General features: G+C 59.4%; 16 protein-coding genes. 7 read left to right on the top strand and 9 right to left on the bottom strand.

The window, feature by feature from the left end; translation table 11 throughout:
• Positions 1 to 25: 25 nt before the first annotated feature.
• The 5 genes from SIAM614_RS20250 to SIAM614_RS32085 form a co-directional block, all read right to left on the bottom strand.
• Positions 26 to 985: a heparan-alpha-glucosaminide N-acetyltransferase gene (locus tag SIAM614_RS20250; protein WP_006937466.1), complete on the bottom strand. Its 960-nt coding sequence runs from the start codon at positions 983 to 985 to the stop codon at positions 26 to 28.
• A gap of 56 nt (positions 986 to 1,041) precedes the next feature.
• Complete coding sequence (locus SIAM614_RS33330) at positions 1,042 to 1,167, bottom strand: hypothetical protein (RefSeq protein WP_267871945.1); 126 nt, start codon at positions 1,165 to 1,167, stop codon at positions 1,042 to 1,044.
• A 198-nt stretch (positions 1,168 to 1,365) separates the two neighbouring features.
• Positions 1,366 to 1,776 (bottom strand): DUF3775 domain-containing protein, encoded by a 411-nt coding sequence (locus tag SIAM614_RS20245; RefSeq protein ID WP_040440713.1) that lies wholly within the window; start codon positions 1,774 to 1,776, stop codon positions 1,366 to 1,368.
• A gap of 546 nt (positions 1,777 to 2,322) precedes the next feature.
• Complete coding sequence (locus SIAM614_RS20240) at positions 2,323 to 2,574, bottom strand: hypothetical protein (RefSeq protein WP_157139982.1); 252 nt, start codon at positions 2,572 to 2,574, stop codon at positions 2,323 to 2,325.
• A gap of 43 nt (positions 2,575 to 2,617) precedes the next feature.
• Entirely contained in the window at positions 2,618 to 3,022 is a 405-nt protein-coding gene (locus tag SIAM614_RS32085) for a hypothetical protein (protein ID WP_157139981.1), read from the bottom strand.
• Between the two features lie 257 nt (positions 3,023 to 3,279).
• On the opposite strand from SIAM614_RS32085, the gene SIAM614_RS20230 reads away from it, so the two are divergent.
• On the top strand, positions 3,280 to 4,410 hold the full coding sequence (locus tag SIAM614_RS20230; protein WP_198137360.1) for a hypothetical protein: 1,131 nt from the start codon (positions 3,280 to 3,282) through the stop codon (positions 4,408 to 4,410).
• 37 nt (positions 4,411 to 4,447) lie between these two features.
• On the opposite strand, the gene SIAM614_RS20225 is transcribed toward SIAM614_RS20230, so the two are convergent.
• Entirely contained in the window at positions 4,448 to 4,807 is a 360-nt protein-coding gene (locus SIAM614_RS20225; RefSeq protein WP_006937459.1) for a winged helix-turn-helix transcriptional regulator, read from the bottom strand.
• Positions 4,808 to 5,199: 392 nt separating this feature from the next.
• On the opposite strand from SIAM614_RS20225, the gene SIAM614_RS20220 reads away from it, so the two are divergent.
• The 4 genes from SIAM614_RS20220 (at position 5,200) to SIAM614_RS20205 (ending at position 8,544) form a co-directional block, all read left to right on the top strand.
• Positions 5,200 to 5,916 carry an MBL fold metallo-hydrolase gene (locus SIAM614_RS20220; protein ID WP_040440708.1) on the top strand — a complete coding sequence of 239 codons (717 nt, stop codon included), beginning with the start codon at positions 5,200 to 5,202 and terminating at the stop codon, positions 5,914 to 5,916.
• A gap of 94 nt (positions 5,917 to 6,010) precedes the next feature.
• Positions 6,011 to 7,210, top strand: a complete 1,200-nt coding sequence (locus SIAM614_RS20215) for a pyridoxal phosphate-dependent aminotransferase (protein WP_006937451.1) — start codon at positions 6,011 to 6,013, stop codon at positions 7,208 to 7,210.
• Positions 7,211 to 7,354: 144 nt separating this feature from the next.
• The gene (locus SIAM614_RS20210) at positions 7,355 to 7,957 is read left to right on the top strand and encodes a hypothetical protein (RefSeq protein ID WP_006937449.1); all 603 of its coding nucleotides are present in this window, start codon (positions 7,355 to 7,357) and stop codon (positions 7,955 to 7,957) included.
• Between the two features lie 107 nt (positions 7,958 to 8,064).
• Positions 8,065 to 8,544 (top strand): DUF992 domain-containing protein, encoded by a 480-nt coding sequence (locus tag SIAM614_RS20205; protein ID WP_006937442.1) that lies wholly within the window; start codon positions 8,065 to 8,067, stop codon positions 8,542 to 8,544.
• 33 nt (positions 8,545 to 8,577) lie between these two features.
• Here SIAM614_RS20205 and SIAM614_RS20200 read toward each other — a convergent pair whose 3' ends face one another.
• The gene (locus SIAM614_RS20200) at positions 8,578 to 8,871 is read right to left on the bottom strand and encodes a hypothetical protein (RefSeq protein ID WP_157139980.1); all 294 of its coding nucleotides are present in this window, start codon (positions 8,869 to 8,871) and stop codon (positions 8,578 to 8,580) included.
• Between the two features lie 508 nt (positions 8,872 to 9,379).
• On the opposite strand from SIAM614_RS20200, the gene SIAM614_RS20195 reads away from it, so the two are divergent.
• Together SIAM614_RS20195 and msrP are read left to right on the top strand one after the other, a co-directional pair.
• Positions 9,380 to 11,443 (top strand): elongation factor G, encoded by a 2,064-nt coding sequence (locus SIAM614_RS20195; protein WP_040440688.1) that lies wholly within the window; start codon positions 9,380 to 9,382, stop codon positions 11,441 to 11,443.
• Positions 11,444 to 11,614: 171 nt separating this feature from the next.
• Entirely contained in the window at positions 11,615 to 12,577 is a 963-nt protein-coding gene (gene msrP / locus SIAM614_RS20190) for a protein-methionine-sulfoxide reductase catalytic subunit MsrP (protein WP_040440687.1), read from the top strand.
• An 852-nt stretch (positions 12,578 to 13,429) separates the two neighbouring features.
• Here msrP and SIAM614_RS20185 read toward each other — a convergent pair.
• Together SIAM614_RS20185 and SIAM614_RS20180 are read right to left on the bottom strand one after the other, a co-directional pair.
• Positions 13,430 to 14,326, bottom strand: coding sequence for a LysR family transcriptional regulator (locus SIAM614_RS20185; protein ID WP_006937421.1), 897 nt, complete (start codon positions 14,324 to 14,326; stop codon positions 13,430 to 13,432).
• A 31-nt stretch (positions 14,327 to 14,357) separates the two neighbouring features.
• The coding region (locus SIAM614_RS20180) for an NAD(P)/FAD-dependent oxidoreductase (protein WP_006937419.1) at positions 14,358 to 14,907 on the bottom strand (550 nt) is incomplete at its 5' end.

Raw genomic sequence — 14,907 nt, 5'->3', positions numbered from 1 at the left:
CCCCGCGGCATCAGGGAAGGTGACGTCAGTTGACCGGGGCCTGCCACTCCGGGTCAGCGAGGCACTGGCTGTATCGGTTTGACATTTGGTTTCGCAGCGACTGGTTTTCCGGCTCTGCCAGAAGCTTATCCCAGATGCCGTCTGCTTTCAGATAGTCGAGCGTGCATCCGCAAGCTGCCTGGCAGATGTCCGGCGTGGCGGTTGTGCCCTGGCAGGAAGCCGTGCAGTTGCGCACAAAGGCGATTGCGGACCTGTCCATTTCGGGGCCGACCTGCGCTGCTGTCCATACAAGGCCGTATAGCAAAGGCTGGTGCAGCAGATAGACCGGCAGGGAATGGCGGCCAAGAAACCGTGTCAGACGACCCGGGCGATGGGAAAAGGTCAGGCCGGACAAACTCTGCCACAGGCCGAGATTGCGAAAGATCTTCGAGACGGCGACGCCGGCGAGCGTCACGCCGGCCCAGGGTGCAAGAGGGACATAGTCGACGCTGGCAAACCCCGGCGTCCCAAGCCCGGTCCACAGCCACACCTGCCCGTCAAATGCAGGCGAAGCCGCCCAAAATGGCAGGGAGAAAACCAGTGCGGCGGCGAGCACTGCAAAGACGACGGGCAGACGTGTGAAGGGCAGGGCGATCAGGCTGGACAGGGCAATAGAGTGCAGGATGCCGAAGCGGACAAACGTATCGCCAAAGGTGAAATAGGTGACCGCAGACACCGCAGCCGCCGCGGCAACGATCACGCCAAGACGGCGCCAGAAGGCCTGCCAGCGGATGCCCGTGTGATGTGCGAAATCGAGGCTGATGCCGGCCAGAAACAGGAAGCTGCCGGCTATCGAAGCAGCAAAGATGCGCCAGCCGGTACCCTGGGCGACGGGCCAGTCGACGTAAGCGAACCAGGATAGGTCCCAGGAAAAATGGTAGATCGCCATGGCGACAACAGCGAGGCCGCGGGCAAGATCGAGCACGGCCAGACGCGTTGAACGCATAAAAAACTCTCTGAACGATAACCGGGGCCGTTGACGGGCGGCAGAGCCGGTATGGATTAGCTGCTGAACGCGACGACCAGTGTCGTGATCAGGGCCGACGCAGCAATCATTGCCCCGACATATGGCCATGGAGACGGACGATGGACGGTAAATACGTCCTGGTTCGCCGGATCCTGAAGCATGCCCTCACTCCCTTGTCCCACCACGAAGTGAGGCAAGAGTGAGCCAAATGTCCGGTTGCCGAAAGACGGTAAATCAATTGCTAACGGGTTTTCCCAAGGAAAACGACCAGATGTGGATGACCCGGCAACATTGACCCAGGCGTCCTGACCTTCGAATGCCTGCGAAGTCCGGCGGACAAGGACGCCCGGTGGTGGTCGTCAGAGGTCGAGCGTGTCGAGCCCGGCTTCCAGGTGATCGGCCAGAAGCGGCATGCCGAGCAGGTAAGTTGCCGTTGAGCCGACGGCACGTTCCCGCGCTTCATCGACCGCTTGCTGGAAGTCTTCTGCCTCGAAGTCGCCGCGGCCGATCCAGGCGATAGCCACCAGTTCGGCGGCTTCATCGACATTCAGGTCCTCGATCAGTTCCCGCAATTCCTCATCGGAGAGGTCGTCGTTTTCCTCTTCCGCCAAGCCATCGTGACCGTGGCTCTGCTCCAGCGCGTCGGCATCAAATTCGACGTCGCCCTCGTGACCGTCCTCGAACGAGTCCTGAAGAGACGACGCTACGGCCCGTGCCTTTTGGGCAAGCAGGCGGATCGTGTCCGCTGAAAGTGTGAGGTCGATGTCCATTGATGCCTCCGACAAACCCTTCGTTTCTTTATCGATCCACTTTTCGCCGTTGGCAATGGTCATGATTGGAAATCCCTCTCTGGCCGCCAGTTGCGGCGGCGATAATCACCGGTTGAGGGATAAATGCCCTGTTGCCGGTTTTGTTCCACCTCAGCTGGCAGGACGCTTTCCGGGACACTCGCAAATACCGTACCCGCGGTTATCCCCGGTATTCAAGGCTGTGCACCGCCGCTCGGTTTTATTTGCGGCCAAAGCCAGCCTGGAACCGTGCTCGGTCTTGCAGGCAGAACATGTTCTTGCTTTACTTGGACGGCGAACAAAGTCCTGTCCTTGACCGTGATCAACAGCGGGCGCAACTAACGGATAACCTCTGGGTGGTCAGGCTGAGGGCGTGCACAAGCGCATGCTTCTGCAATGGCCGGGCAGCCTGACAAAAGAGGGGCCGGCAACGGACAGGAGATCTTTTCCGGGGGCGGACCGGGCACTGAGGCCCGGCACTCATGCCAAGCATGAGGCCGGGTCTCGGCTTTCTTGCGGGTTAAGTTTTCAGAACACGGACTTTGATGTCTGATCGGGGTGACCGGGGACTGCCGGAGCGGATCCGATTGCCGTGTGAGCGACGGGTTCTGCCTTTGGACCACCGTGCATGTTGGCGGGGTTTGCCATGGCTGCCGCCGCGACCAGGGCGGTCGCCAGCAGCATGCCCAGAAAGATCGCCTGCAACAGCGGCCGGGCTTCATGCAGGTCGCTTTTCAAGGGAGCGGATTTTCTGGATTTCTGGTTTTCGACGCGTGCCATGATCAAGATCTGTCTGGTTTGAGCGGTTGTACGTTGGTTGCTGTCAGTCTGCCTGCGCATCTGCGCCGGTCAGGTCCTGAAACAGGCGGCGGGCCATCAGACAGGTGACGGCGGCCATGGACAGGAACGCGACCATCGGCAGCACCAATGACGGCTCCAGGGCGGACATCAACATCAACAAGCCTGCTGCCACTATGAACAGCAAAACAGGTTTGAAGCTTGCGTTCTGCGTTTTAATCGTCGGCTGAACTATCGTTGCTTGGGCCATCGGCTCCTCCATCCGCTTGGATGAGTTCAATCTCGACGGAAATTGCGCCGGCACGCAGACGCGAATTAGACATGGCCTGTGTGTTTTCGTGACAATTTTTAGGCAAATTCGATCTATGGTGTCGCCCGCTGAAAGTGCCGCAACAGGTAGTGAGCCGTCGCCCATCGATGCTTCGGACAAGGTGAATGCGTTCCGGTTTTTGCAGCGCCAGTTCCGTGCCGGCAAGGCGTTCCGGAAAAGCTGGAAATTCCGCAAGTCCGCAAATTAAGCTTTCGTAAAATTGACAATAAAACTTCTCATTAAATTGTATTTCATTTTTTTAATACTGTAAAAATTGACGTATCTCGGGAATTTTACGATGCAGTTTTAGTGTTTGTTTGCATTTCCCAAGCATGCTTGGCCGCAGGGAAATCCGCGACGAACAGACCAGGCATGGAATGACGACTAACGCTGCGCAGAGCGCCACGGTGGACAAGCCGACAGACCCAGTAACGTCGACAGAACCGCCGGTCAAAAAGGCCGGGGAACCGCCGGCGTTGTCGCTGGCGGGTATCCAGTTTTTCATTGCCGACATCAGCAAGAAAACCATCCTCTGGCACGAGATCGGCTCTCAGAGTTTCAACAGCGAAGTGCGCGACCTGCAGGAGGCGCCTTCCAACGAGGCATTGCGCCATCTGTCACCGGAAGACCGGAAAACCATTCTCCGCCTGGTTCAGGGCGCGATCCGGGAAGGGCAGGCGGGACCGTTCGACGTTGGCGGCGGGCCGGATCACCGTATTCCGGGCATTCCGATCGTTGCCTATCGTTACGAGTTGCCGGACGGCAAGATCCTCGCAATCTGTTTTCCCTCCATCGGCGAGAGCGACAGCAATCCGGGTCGGGTCATCCTGGGGCTGGCACCTATCCTCCAGCATTTCGTGGCGTCGTCGACGCGCGTGGTGCTGCTGGTCGACAATTTCGGTTACGTGCGTTTTGCCAGCGACGGTTTCCTGAAGAGATTCCAGATCGAAGACGCGCGTCTGATCCTGGGCCGGAACATCGCCCACATCCAGAACCGTGTTGGCCGGACAATCGTCTCCCTGACGATAGCGGCGCTGACACGCCGGGCCAGCGCGACCGGGCGTGGCAAGTTTCTGCTGGCATCCAACGACAGCGTCGAGCTGAAATATGATGCCATGTATTTTCGCGTTGGCGGCACGGTGGGCGGTGTGCTGTTTTCGGCAGGCCATGCGGGCGGCGATGTCGATTTCGCCAGGGTTTTTGAAGCCTGCAGTGCGCCGATCCTGGTGGTCAACATCAATACGAAGATCATCATCGCAGCGAACAACGCGGCAATGAAGACCTACCACCTAACGACGGACGTTCTCGACAGCCGTCCGATCACCGAGATGCTGCTGCACCCGAGCAACTATGCGTCCCTCTTGACCTCTGCCAAAGACGCTTCGGATGTTCCGCTGTCGGTGCCGGTGACGGTGCTCAACGGCCAGACCAAGAAAAAGCGCTTCAAGTGCACGATCATCGACGAGGACAAGGACGAGCCGAAGCTGATCCTCGAGACGCGAAGCTGATCACGCACGCCGGGGACGGACGACCGGGCCCGGACTTTCAAGCCGCAGACGCAGCATTGCCGTCGTGGTGTTCCAGGGCCCAAAGGTAGATCTGCCCCAGGATTTCCGCCAGGCTCCGGCCTTTGGATGTCAGGGCGTAGCGGACGCGGCGGTGAGTGTCGTCCAGTTCGGTACGGGCGACCAGGCCTATCTCTTCCAGATGGCGCAGTTCCTGCGTCAGCACCTTGCGGCTGATCGGTTTGAGTGTCCGCTGAAGTTCCAGAAAATGATGGTCCTTCACGGTCAGGCAATGCAGGACCCTTGGCGTATGTTTGCCGCCGATGCTTTTCAGGGTGTCGGCGACTGGGCATTCCTGCGTGCCGGGCAGGCGCCAGAGGGATGCGATCTGTTCGCTCATGTCCGTCTCCAACGGTTCGCCGGGGCCAAAGGACTGTCCGGGTTACCAAAAGGTGCCTAATTGAACGCATTTCCGCGTCCGACTAGGTGTAGCCCTACAAATGAAGACGAAATGGCATGAGAAATGGCGAAACCGCGTCAGGAAGGGTGCGCGGAGCGGGCTTTCTGCCCGGTCAAGCACCCTGACGACACGCTGTGAAGCCATTTTCATGTCCTTCGGAACTGACCGGATTGGTCCTCCTCAGCGTTGCGAAAGCTTGAAAATGAGCCACATTTCCTGCGCCTCCGCGCCTTGTGGCAGACCAATCCGCCTCAAACCATTTCATCTTCAATTATGAGTCCACACCCCAGGTGAAGAGCCAGCTTATCACCAGGAAGAGAACGGCGGCAAACATGTCCGAGATTCAGATCCACACCATTCCGATCCTACCGTTCGGCATGGTCAATGCGTTCCTGCTGACCTCCGCAACTGGTGCCGTGCTTGTCGACACGGGGCTGCCGGGCAGCGAGCGCAAGATCGAGAAGGTTCTGGCGGCAGCCGGTCGTTCCCTTGCCGACCTCAGGCTTATCGTGGTGACCCATGGCCATATCGATCATGCGGGCTGTGCCGCGCGTCTCAGGAAAATAACCGGAGCACCCGTTGTGTTGCATGAGGCCGACCTGGCCTATTGTCAGGGCAAGACCCCCATTTTGAGGCCATCGGGTTTCTTCGGCCGCCTGTTCAAGATGACCGGCGTCATCGAGCGGCCGTTTCCCGCAGTCGAACCGGACATTCTTCTGTCTGGGGAACAGACCCTGGACCTGTCTGCCTACGGCCTGGCAGGAGACATCCTGCCGACGCCGGGGCACACGCCGGGATCGCTTTCAGTACTGCTTGAGGATGGTGCCGTGATCGCGGGCGATCTGGCAGCATCCGGCATTCTTCTGGGGGGAATCGCCTTCAAGGGGTGGCCCAAGCCGCCTCCCTTCGAAGAAGACACACTTCAAGTGGCCCGTTCGCTCAAAATCCTGCTGTCGAAAGGGGCAAAACGGTTCTATCTCGGCCATGGCGGACCGCTCGATGCCGAGGTGATCGAGAGATACGCCGGCAAACTGGCGCAAACGGCCTGAAAACTCCCGATCCCGTCCGGATTTGGTCTTGTCTTCCGCAGCGCACGGATCTAGGGTCCGCGCGCTGTTAATCCCGTTTCCCCTGGAGGACATTATGGGCTTTCTTGCTGACGCATTGGCGCGTGTTAAACCTTCTGCGACCATCGCCGTCACCAACAAGGCACGCGAGCTTAAAGCCGCAGGCCGCGATGTAATCGGTCTCGGAGCTGGCGAGCCGGATTTCGATACCCCGGAAAACATCAAGACAGCCGCCATCAAGGCCATCACCGACGGCAAGACCAAGTATACGGCTGTCGATGGCATTCCGGAGCTGAAGGCGGCTATCGTCGAAAAGTTCAAGCGGGAAAACGGCCTCACTTACGAAACCAACCAGATCACCGTGGGAACCGGCGGCAAGCAGGTGCTTTACAATGCCCTGATCGCGACGTTGAACCCGGGCGACGAAGTCATCATTCCGACCCCCTACTGGGTGAGCTATCCGGACATGGTGCTGCTCGCAGGTGGCGAGCCGGTGATTGTCGAAGCCGACAAGTCGACCTTCAAGATCACCCCGGAAGCGCTCGATGCAGCGATCACGTCGCGCACCAAGTGGCTGATCTTCAACTCTCCGTCCAACCCGTCCGGTGCGGCCTATACGGAAGCTGAACTGAAGGCACTGTGCGCCGTGCTGATGAAGCACCCCCATGTCTGGGTCATGACCGACGACATGTATGAGCACCTCGTCTACGATGACTTCAAGTTCACCACGCCCGCCCAGGTGGAGCCTGCTCTTTATGAGCGTACGCTGACGGTCAACGGCGTCTCCAAGGCCTATGCGATGACCGGCTGGCGTATCGGCTATGCCGGCGGCCCGGCCGACCTGATCAAGGCCATGGCCAAGGTCCAGTCCCAGTCGACCTCCAACCCGTGCTCCATCGCCCAGTGGGCGGCGGTCGAGGCGTTGAACGGCACCCAGGACTTCATCCCGAAGAACAACGAAGTCTTCAAGGGACGCCGGGATCTGGTCGTCTCCATGCTCAACCAGGCGAACGGCATTTCCTGCCCTGTGCCGGAAGGTGCGTTCTACGTGTTTCCGTCCTGCGCCGGTACTATCGGCAAGACGGCACCGTCCGGCAAGGTGATCGAGAGCGACGAGGACTTCGTTTCCGAACTTCTGGAAGCGGAAGGCGTTGCCGTTGTTCATGGGTCCGCATTCGGTCTCGGTCCGAACTTCCGCATTTCCTATGCGACCTCGACCGAAGCCCTGGAAGAAGCCTGCACCCGCATCCAGCGCTTTTGCGGCAACCTGAAATAATCTTCCTGATCTTCTCAAAGAGATGCGAAAGGGCGGCCAGTGGCCGCCCTTTTTTGTCGCCGGGTGCATTCCGGGTTGAGGGGTGCGCGGTTTACAGCACGGTTTGAACGTCTTAGCCTTTCCCGATCAGTCGAGGGACGGACGATGGCAAACGCGCGACAAAAACAGCTGCTTCTTGATCTGTTCGAAAGCCTGCCGTCGATTGTTTTCATTCTGCTCTGGCGGCAGACGAGTGACCTGGAACTGGCGGGCTGGACCGGCTGCGGTCTTGCAGCTTTCGTTCTTGCCGGATTTGTGCTGGTCAAGGCACGGATGCATCCTGTCTTGCTCGGGATCAATCTGCACATCTTGCTGGTGACGCCGGTTCTGGTCGGCTTCTACAGGTTCGGCGATCGCGCTCTAGCGGAGTTTCTGACGGACTACTCCTACAGCGCCGTGTTGTTGACGGTGACCGTCACCGGCGGCGTCCTGACCCTGTTCTCGCGCGGTGGGTTTGTCGGTGTTCCCGGCTTGCCCCGGCATCAGCGGCATCGGTTGTCCTTGCTGATGCTTGCCGTGTCGTTGGCCGGCGCGGTTTGGGCTTGCTGGGCGCCGGATAACAGTATTTTTCCGGTAGTTGCCACATTGACTCTGCTGATTGGCGGCCGCCGGTTTCTGATTGCCGGTCTGTCGGAAAAGTCTGCGAACGGCGTCATGCTCGCGCCTGTTCTGGCTGGTGCTTCGGATACTACCAACGGTTATACATGACGCCTTGTGCTCTTGCCGCGATTTTGACGTCTTGGCGCGCCATATCACGGACGTGATCCGCGCATTTGCTAAAAGCGGATATTCGCAGCCGAACGGGAGTTCTCTACATGCGTATTCTGAAACCGGTTCTTGCCGCCGTGGCCGTTGCCATGGCAATGCCGGCCCTTGCCTCCGAAGACAGCCCAAAGGTTGAAATCGGCAAACTGAGCTGCCTGGTTGAAGGCGAGCACAGTTTCATTGTCGGTTCGTCGGCAGCACTTGGATGCAGCTTTTCGCCGGTCGACGGCGGCGCGGTCGAAAATTACAAGGGAACCGTGCGCGACTACGGGCTCGACATCGGCAAGACCAATCAGGCCACGCTGGTCTGGGGCGTGCTGGCGCCGTCCGCGAACCGCAAGCCAGGCCTTCTGGCGGGCACCTATGCCGGTCTGACCGCCGGCGCAAGCATTGGTGCGGGCATCAAGGCGAACGCGCTAGTGGGTGGTTTCGACCGGTCCATCGCGCTCAACCCCTTCAGTCTGGAAAGCCAGACCGGCACCAATCTGACCCTGGGTGTCAGCAAGATGACGCTGGAACTGATCAACTAAGCCTCAGCGGCAACCGCCGTACATCTTCCGGCTTCAATCTCGGCAGCTCTCATTCGCACCGGCACAGGGTGTTTCCACCTTGTCCGGCTGCATGTTCTGCCGGTTGATCTGCTCGGTGCGGTTCAGGCGAACCGCACCGTCGATCTGTTGACGGGTCGAGAAGCCGGACTGTTGCCGGTTGAGGTTCTGGTTGAGTTGCTGTCCGGCCGAGGGCAGCCGCGGAGAGGACGCCATGGGGGGACTGCGCAGTTGGTTTGATTGCGCCTGAGCCGGAACTGCCGGCGCTGCGGCCACTATGGCTGCGATGAGTATCAGGGTCTTGGTCAAGCATGCTCCTAGTGCCCGGAGGCGGTTCATTACAGATACATAGGTTGCCGCGCTTCAATTTCACTACCTGCCAATTCCGGCAGGGCAAAGGCACCTGCGGCGGAGCATCCGAAAGACAGGCTTCCTTCAAATCCCGGTCCGGTTAAACACCTCCGCCAAGCGCGCGAGGCTTCTGCCCGACAAGCTGGTTCATGCGCCGGGGATCGGCGGTTATTTGGTTTCCGGTACATGGGTGGCGAGTTGCATCAAACTGGCAGCAGGGTAACCTTTGAAGGGGCTCAGGCACAAATTGCTGCGCTGCGGCGTAAGATTCCCTTGCGTTGCCGCCGACATCGGCGCGACGATGGGGGACCGCCCCTGGTCGATCGGCCGCAGTTTGGGGCTTGGTGCCAATGAGTACCGGGCTTAAGGCCTTCGATCCCATCCGGGCGAAACGCGGCAGGCCGCGTTCCCCAGTCGGCCCTGTCGCGTTGTTACGAGGTATCCTCGAACTAACGGGAGGCTCAGCATGGCAACGAGTTCAAACGGAAAAGGATCTGCTGCGGGCAGCGCTCCGCGCTGTATCGCCTTGGTAGGTCCGTTCGGCAGCGGCAAGACCAGTCTTCTGGAAGCCTTGCTGGCGCGAACGGACAAGGTGGCCCGGCAAGGAACCGTCGCGAACGGCAATACGGTGGGCGATGCTTCGCCGGAAGCGCGCGCCCACGGCATGAGTGTGGAACTGAACATTGCGGACGCGGAATTTCTGGGAGACCGCTTCGTGTTCGTTGACTGCCCTGGATCGGTGGAATTCCTGAGCGAAATGGACGGGGCGCTGTCCGGCGCCGATCTGGCGGTCGTGGTGGCGGAGGACGACGAGCGCAAGGTTCCGGCCCTGCAGCTTATCCTCAAAGCCCTTGAAGCCCGCGCCATTCCGCGGGTTTTGTTTTTGAACAAGATCGACAAGAGCACACGGCGGGTGCGTGATGTCCTGGGCCTGCTGCAACCGGCCTCCGCCGTGCCGCTGGTGCTTCGGCAGATCCCGATCTGGGAAGACGGTCTGGCAACAGGTTTCATCGATCTCGCTCTGGAACGGGCGCACGTCTATCACGAAAAGGAAGAAAGCACGCAGATCGACATGTCCGATGCGGACCTTGCGCGTGAGCATGAAGCCCGCTTCACAATGCTGGAACATCTGGCCGATCATGATGACGACCTGATGGAGGCGCTGCTGGAGGATATCGCGCCCGATCGCGATCAGGTGTTCGCCGATCTGGTGAACGAAATGCAGGACGGGCTCATCTGCCCGGTCTTCTTCGGCTCTGCGGAACACGGCAATGGTGTCAGCCGGCTGCTCAAGGCCCTGCGCCACGAGGTGCCGGGTGTCGACCTGCTGTCGCGCCGGGTGCTCGGCATGAAGTCGCGGGCGATGTTGCAGGTGATCAAGACGCTGCATACCCAGCACGGCGGCAAGCTGTCGATTGCCCGTGTCCTGGAGGGCGTGGTCTCCGACGGTGACAGTCTGTTTGTGAACGGAGACAGTGAGGTGAAGGTATCCGGCCTGTTCTCCGTCTTCGGCCAGCAGGCAAACAAGATCGCGACCGCGAGCAAGGGCGATCTGGTCGCGCTCGGGCGGCTCGACGATGTGCAGACAGGCGATCTCCTGAGTTTCGAGAACGGAAAGATCAAAAGCCAGCAAATGCCGGAGCGGCGTACTCCCGTCCTGGCAACGGCGATTGCCGCCAACCAGCGCAAGGATGAAGTCCGGCTTTCGGCGGCACTGGCAAAGCTCGTTGAAGAGGATCGCTCACTGATTGTCTCGCAGAACCAGACGACGGCCGAAACCCTGCTGGCAGGGCAGGGCGAGATGCACCTGCGCGTTGCCCAGGAACGGCTTGCCGGTAAGTACGGATTGGATATCGCAGCCCATACGCCGCATGTGCCTTATGCGGAAACGATCCGGACAGGCACAAGGGTGCGTGGCCGTCACAAGAAACAGTCTGGCGGGCACGGTCAGTTCGGTGATGTGGTGATTGAAATATCTCCACTGCCGCGCGGTGAGGGTGTTCAGTTTTCCGATACGATCACCGGCGGCGTCGTGCCGAAACAATATATCCCGTCCGTGCGCGACGGTGTGCTGGATGCATTGGGGCAGGGCCCGCTGGGGTTCCCGGTGGTGGATGTGTCCGTCTGTTTGACGGACGGGTCCTATCATTCGGTCGACAGCTCCGATCAGGCCTTCAAGATGGCCGGTATCCTGGCGATCCGGGAAGGTTTGCCGGAGTGCAAGCCGGTGTTGCTGGAGCCGATCCAGAAGGTGGTGATTGCCTGCCCGAGCGATGCGACGGCGCGCGTCAATGCGATCGTCTCCGCGCGGCGTGGACAATTGCTTGGCTTCGACGCCCGCCCGGACTGGAATGGCTGGGACGAGGTTCAGGCGCTGATGCCGGAGGCGGAAATCGGTGATCTGATCGTCGAACTGCGCTCGGCGACGGCCGGTGTCGCCAGCTATACGGCAGAATTCGACCATATGGCCGAATTGTCCGGCAAGGCGGCCGACCTGGCCCTGCAGAGGTCCGGCAAGCAGGCAGCGTGAGCGGCAGTCACCTGAATGCGGTTTCAGAGGGGCCGTCAGGCCCCTCTGTTGTGTTCGCTGTGCCCCTTTGCGCACATGTTCGATCACCTTGTCGTTGCGTCCGGTCACCAGGGCGTTATTTGCCATTGAATGCCGATTCCGGTTTCCTTCGGAACAAACGGGAGACTGACAATGAATATGGTGAAGAAGCGCAGTTGGGAGATCCCTGAGCGTGAGGCGACGCTGGAGGCGGTTTTCATGAACCGCCGACAGATCCTTGCCGGCCTTACCGGGGCGGGGGTGCTGATGGGCACGGGGCTTGGAATCCGGCCCGCCTTTGCGGAAGAGGACCCGAGCGCGGGTCTTTATCCCGTCGAGCGAAATGGTGCCTTTACACTTGACCGGGACGTGACCCCGGAAGAGTTCACGTCCAAATACAACAATTTCTATGAGTTCGGCACGCACAAGCAGATCTGGCCGGCAGCGCAGGATCTCAAGATCCGCCCGTGGACGGTCGTGCTGGATGGTATGATCGACAATCCGCAGGAGATCGGCATCGATGATCTTCTGGCCAAGATGCCTCTGGAAGAGCGGCTGTATCGCCATCGCTGTGTCGAAGCGTGGTCGATGGCTGTGCCCTGGTCGGGATTTGCGCTGGCCGAACTGGTGAAGCTTGCCGGGCCGCAGACGGGTGCGAAATACCTGCGGTTTGAAACCTTCCTCGATCCGTCGGTTGCCAGCGGGCAGAAGCAGAGCTGGTATCCCTGGCCGTATGTGGAGGGGCTGACGCTGGAAGAGGCGACCAACGAACTGGCCTTCATCGCGACGGGCATCTATGGCAAGCCGCTTGCCAAGCAATATGGTGCGCCGATCCGTCTGGTGGTTCCGTGGAAATATGGTTTCAAATCGATCAAGTCGATTGTGAAGATCTCCTTCACCGATGAGCGGCCGGTCAGCTTCTGGGAAGAGATCCAGTCTTCGGAATATGGCTTCTGGGCGAACGTGAACCCGTCCGTGCCGCATCCGCGCTGGTCGCAGGCTTCCGAGCGGTTGCTTGGAACGGATGAACGCCGCAACACGCTTCTCTACAACGGCTACGAGGAGCAGGTGGCCGGCCTCTACAAGGACTTGGGCAACGAACGCCTGTTCATGTGAGGTGCCATTACGTCATGCTGCGCTGCGGCAACTTGTAGACAAAAAAAGAGCCGGGTCTTAAAAGACCCGGCAGTTTATTTTGATTCACTGAAAACAGTGGAATCACCTTCCAGAGGGGAACAGCTGGTCGGAACATCACTGGGAGGAGGACGTGATGTCCGTGTGACCAACAGTGATGCTTATATGCAGTGCACAAGCTGCATAAACAAGAGGCAGGGGCGCAGATCTGCTATGCGTTTTCCGCAGAGCTTGACCGGATGGTCAAAAATCTCCCCAAAACTCCTTTAATTTCAACAGATTGAATTAGTATGGTTTTGTCGGAAGCCCTCGAAGAAAAGTTTAACTCCGGGTGAAAAGTTCCATTGAGTCCGCGGAATTTGCGAAAATGCCTGCTCTTTATGCGAATATTTTACTGCCTAAATCTTAGCCTGATTTGAATTTGAGTCGGATAACCGTCGTGCGCGCCGGGGAAACCGTATCAGATCAAGGGCAGGGCACGTTTTCCGTCGTTTAAGCGCCATGACAAGACGAGGATAGCCCTGACCATGTTCTTCGAAGTTGACCGTCTCTGCGCCGCGGAAAATTGAAAAGGATCACATTTTCTGCGCTTCCGCATCTTGTGGAAGGCTGGTCACGTTCAACCCGTTTGATCGCAAGTCACGGCACCGCAGCCGAAGACTGCGGTGTCCGCGAAGCGGGGGGTAGATCCGGGTGAGCTCCGGCCATGCAAAGTCGGCATACCACGATTGCAGGGCCTTACGACTGGCACTTGCTCAGTGGGCATCGGGGCAGTCGTAACCGGTGGCTGCCTTGTGGCCATTGCAATGGCCAGTATTTACGCTCGCAGGGGCCCTAGAAAACCCAGCCTTCCGCATTTGCCAGCAGAAACTCTCGGAAGGCGGTGACACGCGCGGTATTTTTCAGTTCCGAGGGATAGACAAAATAGGTGTCGAACGAGGGCACCTTGTCTTCCTGATCAGTCATCACCGGCACCAGGTTCGACGATTTGTCGATGATGTAGTCCGGCAGAATGGCAATGCCCACGCCAGACTGAACCGCCCGTTTGATGGCAACGATGTTGTTGGCCTTCAGAACGGATCTGCGCGGGCTTGTCGCGACGCGCCCGGCTGTTTCCAGCCAGTTCATCGAACGAAGATAGGCCGGGGCCTGTTCGCCGAAGGTGATCAGCCGGTGCTTGTCGAGATCATCGATGGTCACCGGCGTTCCGAAGCGCTGCAGGTACTCCGGCGCCGCATAGACGTGGAAGTGCACTGTGAACAGCTTGCGCTGAATCAGATCAGGCTGCGTTGGCTGGCGCAGGCGGATGGCGACATCGGCTTCGCGCATGCCGAGGTCCAGTTCGTCGTCATCGAATATCAGGTGCAGGTCGACGTCCGGATAGAGATCGATGAAACTCCTGATCCGCGATGTGAGCCAGGTGGAGCCCAGCCCCACCGTGGTGGTCACGCGCAAGGCACCGGACGGTTTTTCCTTGCTGTCCGTCAGGCTGGACTGGACGGCTTCCAGCTTCATCAGCACGTCGTTGGCGGTCCGGTAGAGAAGTTCACCCTGTTCGGTCAGCAGGAGCCCGCGGGCGTGCCGGTGAAACAGAGGAACGCCCAGGTCGTGCTCAAGTGCGCTGACCTGACGGCTCACGGCGGACTGACTCATGTGCAGAGTGTCGCCCGCGTGCGTGAAGCTGCCGGCCTGTGCGGCCGCATGAAAAATGCGCAATTTGTCCCAATCCATGCGTGCCCCTCCGCAGGACAGTCATGCCAGCCTATTCGGCGGCCTGTTTTGTCGACGTCACTTCATGTTCGGCCAGAAACTTTTCAGCTTCAAGGGCTGCCATGCAGCCCATGCCGGCGGCGGTGACCGCCTGACGGTAAATGTCGTCGGTGACATCACCGGCTGCAAAGACGCCAGGGATGGAAGTCTTGGTCGAATCCGGGGCCGTTTCCAGGTAGCCGTTCGGCTTCAGGGTAAGCTGGTCCTTGAAAAGCTCGACGGACGGGGCATGGCCGATGGCAATGAAAACGCCATCGGTGGAAATTTCCCGGAATTCACCGGTGCCGGTGTTCTTCAGCCGCACACCTGTGACAGCCTTCGGCATGCCGCCGCCAAGGATCTCATCCACCTGGTGATCCCAGATGACGTCGATCTTCGGGTGCTGGAACAGGCGGTCCTGCAGGATCTTTTCCGCCCGCAGGCTGTCGCGCCGATGCACCAGCGTCACCTTCGACGCCAGGTTGGCGAGGTAAAGCGCCTCTTCCACGGCGGTGTTGCCGCCACCGACAACCACAACTTCCTTGTTGCGGTAGAAGAAGCCA

The sequence above is a fragment of the Roseibium aggregatum IAM 12614 genome (assembly GCF_000168975.1).
In the GTDB taxonomy this organism is placed as follows: Bacteria; Pseudomonadota; Alphaproteobacteria; order Rhizobiales; family Stappiaceae; genus Roseibium; species Roseibium aggregatum.
The sequence above is the reverse complement of the archived record's forward strand: the minus strand, read 5'-3'. Positions and strand labels throughout refer to the sequence as shown.

What these genes read in the sequence shown, in the direction of transcription:
- SIAM614_RS20250 (WP_006937466.1), bottom strand. Translation starts at nt 985, where the DNA reads ATGCGTTCAACGCGTCTGGCCGTGCTCGATCTTGCCCGCGGCCTCGCT.
- SIAM614_RS33330 (WP_267871945.1), bottom strand. Translation starts at nt 1,167, where the DNA reads ATGCTTCAGGATCCGGCGAACCAGGACGTATTTACCGTCCATCGTCCG.
- SIAM614_RS20245 (WP_040440713.1), bottom strand. Translation starts at nt 1,776, where the DNA reads ATGGACATCGACCTCACACTTTCAGCGGACACGATCCGCCTGCTTGCC.
- SIAM614_RS20240 (WP_157139982.1), bottom strand. Translation starts at nt 2,574, where the DNA reads ATGGCACGCGTCGAAAACCAGAAATCCAGAAAATCCGCTCCCTTGAAA.
- SIAM614_RS20230 (WP_198137360.1), top strand. Translation starts at nt 3,280, where the DNA reads ATGACGACTAACGCTGCGCAGAGCGCCACGGTGGACAAGCCGACAGAC.
- SIAM614_RS20225 (WP_006937459.1), bottom strand. Translation starts at nt 4,807, where the DNA reads ATGAGCGAACAGATCGCATCCCTCTGGCGCCTGCCCGGCACGCAGGAA.
- SIAM614_RS20220 (WP_040440708.1), top strand. Translation starts at nt 5,200, where the DNA reads ATGTCCGAGATTCAGATCCACACCATTCCGATCCTACCGTTCGGCATG.
- SIAM614_RS20215 (WP_006937451.1), top strand. Translation starts at nt 6,011, where the DNA reads ATGGGCTTTCTTGCTGACGCATTGGCGCGTGTTAAACCTTCTGCGACC.
- SIAM614_RS20210 (WP_006937449.1), top strand. Translation starts at nt 7,355, where the DNA reads ATGGCAAACGCGCGACAAAAACAGCTGCTTCTTGATCTGTTCGAAAGC.
- SIAM614_RS20205 (WP_006937442.1), top strand. Translation starts at nt 8,065, where the DNA reads ATGCGTATTCTGAAACCGGTTCTTGCCGCCGTGGCCGTTGCCATGGCA.
- SIAM614_RS20195 (WP_040440688.1), top strand. Translation starts at nt 9,380, where the DNA reads ATGGCAACGAGTTCAAACGGAAAAGGATCTGCTGCGGGCAGCGCTCCG.
- msrP (WP_040440687.1), top strand. Translation starts at nt 11,615, where the DNA reads ATGAATATGGTGAAGAAGCGCAGTTGGGAGATCCCTGAGCGTGAGGCG.
- SIAM614_RS20185 (WP_006937421.1), bottom strand. Translation starts at nt 14,326, where the DNA reads ATGGATTGGGACAAATTGCGCATTTTTCATGCGGCCGCACAGGCCGGC.